The following is a 1,494-nucleotide window of genomic DNA, read 5'->3' on the forward strand; positions in this document are numbered from 1 at the left end:
GGGGGCCGAGGGTTTTTCCGGCGGCCGCCGGCATCCTGCGGGCGGTGCTGGCCGACATCCTGGGCCGGGCCACCCACCGAGGCCGGCGTCGTGGTGCGCCTGGGCGTGAGCTTCGCCCGCATCGTGCAGGACGAGGACGGGGTGGACGTGACCTTCACCGATGGGCGCCAGGGCCGCTACGACCTGGTGATCGGGGCCGATGGCGTGAACTCGGCGCTGCGCAAGCAGGTCATGCCCGAGTTTCCCGGCCCGAAGTTCACCGGCCAGGGCTCGTGGCGGGCGGTGGTGCCTCGCCTGCGTGAGAACAGCACCATCTGCATGGGCCGCACCACCAAGGCCGGCCTGAACCCGATCAGCGACAGCCAGTGCTACCTCTTCGTGCTGGACAAGCGCGAGGGCATGGATTTCATCGATCCGGTGCTGTGGCCGGAGAAGCTGGCCGAGCTGCTGGAGGAATTCGGTGGCCAGGTCGGCGAGATCCGCGACGGCCTGCGGGCCGGCACGCTGCACGAGGCCCGCCTGCTGTACCGCCCGCTGGCCGGCCACATGATCGCCGGGCCCTGGCACCGCGGCCGCATCGTGCTGCTGGGCGACACCGTGCATGCCACCACCCCCCACCTGGCCTCGGGGGCCGGCATCGCCATCGAAGGCGCCATCGTGCTGGCCGAGGAGCTGGGCCGGCGCCACTGCCTCGAAGGGGCGCTGCTGGCCTATGCCGGTCGCCACTACGACCGGGCCCGGCTGGTGGTCAGCGCCTCCGGCCGTATGGGCCGCATCGAATGCGAGGGCGGTTCCGTGGAGGAGCACACCCGCGTGATGGTGCATGCGCAACAGGCGCTGCGCGCACCGCTGTGAAGGGCGGGGCGGCGCCGGCCTCTGGGGCCAGGCCGTCCCGCCACGGCGCTTGTATGTTCAGGCCAGACCAGCGCGGTAGAGTCTGATCGTCGTTGAGACGACCAGACCGGCCCGTGCAGTTTGGTAGGCGCTTGGGTGTTCGAGCCCGTGACTGAGTACAGAACGCACGGCCGCCGTGCTGGTCTTCCTGAAGCCCGAACGGTTACGCGCGCTGGCTTGTCCGAGCGCGCATGCACAAGCAAGGGATCCGAAGACCATGTCTGCTTCCTCAGTGGTGGTGGGCATCGACGTGGCCAAGGCGCATGTCGATGTCTCGGTGCTGGGCGCCAAGTTCGATGCCCAGCGGTTCGACAACCAGGCCGAGGGCCACTCGGCGTTGACGGCAGCCCTGAGGCCGCTGGACGTGGCACTGGTGGTGATGGAGGCCACTGGCGGCTACGAAACGGAGCTGGCCTGCGCGCTGCAGGCCGCTGGCCTGCCTGTGGCGGTGGTCAACCCGCGCCAGGCGCGCGACTTCGCCAAGTCGATGGGTCGCCTGGCCAAAACCGACAGGGTGGATGCTCGCATGCTGGCGGAGTTCCCCCCGGTGCTGTTGCGTACCGAAAACTCGCCCGCTTCCTGCCCCCACTGGCCAACCCC

The 1,494-nt window shown here is 69.9% G+C and carries 2 protein-coding genes; both read left to right on the plus strand.

Features of this window, described 5'->3' with window-relative positions:
- Positions 1-855 (plus strand): FAD-dependent monooxygenase (locus tag I73_RS29025; RefSeq protein ID WP_234409547.1); only part of this gene is annotated, 855 nt, incomplete at its 5' end.
- 256 nt (positions 856-1,111) lie between these two features.
- A partial coding sequence (locus tag I73_RS18840; protein WP_040500930.1) for an IS110 family transposase occupies positions 1,112-1,494 on the plus strand: 383 nt, incomplete at its 3' end.

This window comes from Ideonella sp. B508-1, from assembly GCF_000333615.1.
GTDB lineage: Bacteria > Pseudomonadota > Gammaproteobacteria > Burkholderiales > Burkholderiaceae_C > Ideonella.